The organism is Bradyrhizobium sp., assembly GCF_019244115.1.
Taxonomy (GTDB): domain Bacteria; phylum Pseudomonadota; class Alphaproteobacteria; order Rhizobiales; family Xanthobacteraceae; genus Bradyrhizobium.
Window position 1 is genome coordinate 1 of the sequence record NZ_JAFATE010000269.1, and the last position, 4278, is coordinate 4278.

At 64.4% G+C, this 4278-nt stretch carries 4 protein-coding genes; 1 reads left to right on the forward strand and 3 read right to left on the reverse strand.

What is annotated here, in order from left to right; translation table 11 throughout:
* A partial coding sequence (locus JOZ76_RS12120) for an amidohydrolase family protein (RefSeq protein WP_291698862.1) occupies positions 1-949 on the forward strand: 949 nt, incomplete at its 5' end.
* Positions 950-1114: 165 nt separating this feature from the next.
* Here JOZ76_RS12120 and JOZ76_RS12125 read toward each other — a convergent pair.
* The 3 genes from JOZ76_RS12125 to JOZ76_RS12135 all read right to left on the reverse strand — a co-directional run bounded on the left by JOZ76_RS12125 (position 1115) and on the right by JOZ76_RS12135 (position 4264).
* Positions 1115-2194, reverse strand: a complete 1080-nt coding sequence (locus JOZ76_RS12125) for a BMP family ABC transporter substrate-binding protein (RefSeq protein ID WP_291698863.1) — start codon at positions 2192-2194, stop codon at positions 1115-1117.
* A 74-nt stretch (positions 2195-2268) separates the two neighbouring features.
* The gene (locus tag JOZ76_RS12130; RefSeq protein ID WP_291698864.1) at positions 2269-3186 is read right to left on the reverse strand and encodes an ABC transporter permease; all 918 of its coding nucleotides are present in this window, start codon (positions 3184-3186) and stop codon (positions 2269-2271) included.
* A complete protein-coding gene (locus tag JOZ76_RS12135) occupies positions 3173-4264 on the reverse strand; it encodes an ABC transporter permease (protein ID WP_291698865.1) in 1092 nt (363 codons plus the stop codon). Before JOZ76_RS12135 ends, JOZ76_RS12130 begins: the two co-directional genes overlap by 14 nt.
* Positions 4265-4278: the final 14 nt, after the last annotated feature.

The window sequence follows — 4278 nt, forward strand, 5'->3', positions numbered from 1 at the left end:
CGCCGTCGACATCGAAGTCGCCGTGGCCAGGCGGCTCGGCCTGCGGGTGCTGTTGACGCGCGGGTCGATGAACCTGTCGCAACGCGACGGCGGCCTGCCGCCGGACAGCGTGGTGCAGGACGAAGACACGATTTTGGCCGACAGCGAGCGCGTGGTCGCCAGACATCATCAGCGTGGCGAGGATGCGATGGTGCAGATTGCGCTGGCGCCGTGCTCGCCGTTTTCGGTGACGACCTCGCTGATGAGAAAGACCGCGGAGCTCGCCGGACGTCTCGACGTCCGGCTGCACACGCATCTTGCCGAGACCGAGGACGAGAACCGTTTTTGCGAAGACAAATATGGCTGCCGCCCGCTCGACTATCTCGAGCAATGCGGCTGGCTGGGGGCGCGGACCTGGCTGGCGCATGGAATATTCTTCGATGCTGCGGAAATACAGCGCCTCGCGAAAGCCAAGACGACCATCAGCCATTGCGCCTGCTCCAACCAGATCCTCGCGTCGGGCTGCTGTCCGGTCTGCGAGATGGAAGCGGCGGGGGTCGGCATCGGTCTTGGCGTCGACGGCTCGGCGTCGAACGACGAATCCAATTTGATGCAGGAGGTGCGTGCCGCCTTCCTGCTGCAGCGGGCGCGCTATGGCGTTTCCAGGGTCAGTCACAAGGACGCGCTGCGCTGGGCGACGAAAGGCTCGGCAGCCTGTATCGGCCGTCCCGAACTCGGCGAGATCGCGGTCGGCAAGGCGGCGGATTTTGCGCTGTTCAAGCTCGACGAGCTGCGCTTCTCCGGCGCCGGCGATCCGCTGGCCGCGCTGGTGCTTTGCGGCGCACATCGCGCCGACCGCGTGATGGTCGGCGGCAGATGGGCGGTGACCGATGGCGCGATCCCCGGTCTCGATATCGCCGACCTGATCCGCCGCCACAACGGCGCGGCCAGGAAGCTGCAGGCAGGGTAGCGCTTTCGTCGAGATCGAGAATCGCACCGCGAGTTGCGGTCTGCTCTCTCCCCCGCTTGCGGGGGAGAGGTGGAGAGGGGGCCGCCACACGCACCTGTCGCGCAGTCGCCCCCACCCTAACCCTCCCCCGCAAGCGGGGGAGGGAATGCGGCGGAGCAAGCGGCTTTACTTCGCGGGCACCTTGTCGTCGACGCCCTTGACATAGAAGTTCATGCCGAGGACCTGCCCGTCGTCGAGATGGTCGCCGCCCTTGCACTCGACCGTCTTGCCGTCCTGATCCACGACCGGGCATTTGAACGGAAACAACTTTCCATCGATGATCGCGGCCTTGGTGTCCTCGGCGAGCTTTTTCACATCGTCGGGCATGTTGGTGAAAGGCGCCATGACGACCATCTGCGACTTCAATCCGCCCCAGGTGTCTTCCTCCTTCCAGGTGCCGTCGAGCTCGGCCTTGACGCGCGCGATGTAATAGGGTGCCCAATTGTCGATGATCGACGTGAGTTGCGTGGTCGGGCCGAACTTGATCATCTCCGAATCCTGGCCGAAGGCGAGCTTGCCGCGTTCGGCCGCGACCTTCATCGCCGCGGGTGAGTCGGTGTGCTGCATGATAATGTCGGCGCCCTGATCGACCAGCGCCTTGGCGGCATCGGCCTCCTTCGGGGGATCGAACCAGGTGTTCACCCAGATGATCTTGACCTTGATGTTCGGGTTGACCGTCTGCGCGCCGAGCATCGTGGCGTTGATGCCCATGATGACTTCGGGAATCGGGAACGAGGCGATATAGCCGAGCACACCGGCCTTCGACATCTTGCCGGCGACGACGCCCTGGATATAGCGGCCTTCGTAGAACCGGCCGTTGTAGATCGACATGTTCTTGTCTTTCTTGAAGCCGGTGGCGTGCTCGAAATGCACGTTGGGATACTTCTTCGCCACCTTCAGCGTCGGGTCCATGTAGCCGAAAGAGGTGGTGAAGATCAGCTTGTTGCCGGCGCGCACCAGCTGCTCGATGGCGCGCTCGGCGTCCGGTCCCTCCGGCACGTTCTCCAGATAGGTGGTCTCGATCTTGTCGCCGAACTCCTTGACCAGCGCGAGGCGCGCCTGCTCGTGCTGATAGGTCCAGCCGAGGTCACCGATCGGGCCGAGATAGATGAAGCCGACCTTCAGCTTGTCGGCGGCATTGGCGCTGCCGCTCAGCGATCCCAGCAGCAGGAGCGCGGCGGCCGCGGCAAAAAGTGTTTTCCTCATGGTCAATCTCCAAAACAGGCGGGGAAAGCTCTGCTCCGAGCGCGGCGCCCCATCGCGCACGCCGGACAACGACATCAACGATCCGGCACGAACACGGTGCCGAGCGCGGCCGGTGCGGTCGATCCACCGGTGCGTGTTCGCGACAACGCGACCAACACTATGACGGTCGCAAGATAGGGCAGCGACGACATGAATTGCGAGGGAATGCCGATGCCGGCGCCCTGCGCATGCAATTGCAGGATCGAGACCGCGCCGAACAGGTAGGCGCCGGCGACCAGCCGGCCGGGCAGCCAGGATGCAAACACCACCAGCGCCAGTGCGATCCAGCCGCGGCCCGCGGTCATGCCGGGAATGAAGAATGGCGTATAGGCGAGCGGCAGATACGCTCCGGCAAGGCCGGCGCAGGCGCCGCCGAACATCACGGCGAGCAGGCGGATGCGTAGCACCGGATAGCCCAGCGCATGCGCCGAGACGTGATTGTCGCCGCAGGCCCGCAGGATCAGACCGGCGCGCGTGCGGTAGAGCAAATACCACACGGTGATGACGAGCGCGATCGACAAATAGACGAATGCGTCCTGGCCGAACAGGACGTGGCCGAGCAGCGGAAGCTCGGTGAGGCCGGGAATATGCAGATGCGGCGCCGGCGTGATCTGCTCGCCGACAACGCTGGCGCCGATCAGGCCGGAAAGGCCGACGCCAAAAATGGTGAGCGCAAGACCTGTCGCAACCTGGTTGACCGCAAGCCCCAATGTCATGAGCGCGAAGAGCAGCGACATCAGAGTACCCGCGATGATGCCACAGAGCGCACCGATCGTGATCGATCCCGTGGCGAGCGCGCCGCCAAAGCCGCAGACGGCGCCCATGATCATCATGCCCTCGACACCCAGATTGAGCACGCCTGCGCGCTCGGTGACAAGCTCGCCGGTCGCCGCGATCAGCAGCGGCGTCGATGCCGACAGCACCGAGAGGATGATGGCCTCAGCGAGTTCCACGGGCGACCTTTTGTGTCGGCAGGATCAGCCGGAAACGATAGAGGATGAGCGAGTCACAGGCGAGCACGTAGAACAGCAAGATGCCCTGAAACACCTTGGTGACATCAAGCGGGATTTTCATTGCGATCTGGGCCTGCTCGCCGCCGATGAAAGTGAGCGCGAGGAAAAGCCCTGCAATTAATATTCCAACAGGGTTCAGCCGCCCGAGGAACGCGACGATGATCGCGGTAAATCCGTAGCCGGGCGAGATGCCCGGCTGCAGGTGTCCGACCGGTCCGGCTACCTCGATGATCCCCGCGAGCCCTGCGAGCGCGCCGGAAATCGCGAAGGTCACAAGGATCAGCTGGTTGGCGTTGAAGCCACCGAAGCGGGCCGCGCGCGGCGCGGCGCCGACCACGCGGATCTCGAATCCCTTGATGGTGCGGCCGAGCAGAACGGCGGCGGCGGCGACGACAAGAAGAGCGATGATCGAACCGACATGCAGCCGGCCGCCTTGGATCAGCACCGGCACGGTCGCCACCGGATCGAACTCGGCGGTGGTCGGAAAGTTGTAGCCGTGCGGATCGCGCCACGGCCCGCGCACGAGATAGTCGAGCAGGAGGTCGGCGACATAGACCAGCATCAGGCTGGTCAGGATTTCGCTCGCGCCGAACTTCACCCGGCACAGCGCTGGGATCAGGGCATAGAGCGCGCCCGCGGCCGCGGCCAGCAGAAGCATCGCCGGCAACACCCAGACGCCGGCGTCGGTGCCTTGCGTCCGCACCGCGATCCAGCTTCCAGCGACCGCGCCGATCAAAAATTGCCCCTCCGCACCGATGTTCCAGGCGTTGGCGAGATAGCACAGCGACAGTCCGATCGCGATCATGACCAGCGGCGTCGCCTTGACCGCGATCTCCTGCAGCGAATAGCCGTCGGTGAGCGGATCGATGAAGTAGACGGCGAGTGCCGTAACCGGGTTCTTGCCGAGCAGGGCAAACAGGATGCTCATGGTCACGATCGTCAGCCCGATCGCGATCAGCGGCGAGATGACGGCGATCGCGTTCGATCGTTCGGAGCGCTTTTCAAGCACGAGCTGCATGCGCTGCTTCCCTG

What these genes read in the sequence shown, in the direction of transcription:
- JOZ76_RS12125 (WP_291698863.1), bottom strand. Translation starts at nt 2,194, where the DNA reads ATGAGGAAAACACTTTTTGCCGCGGCCGCCGCGCTCCTGCTGCTGGGA.
- JOZ76_RS12135 (WP_291698865.1), bottom strand. Translation starts at nt 4,264, where the DNA reads ATGCAGCTCGTGCTTGAAAAGCGCTCCGAACGATCGAACGCGATCGCC.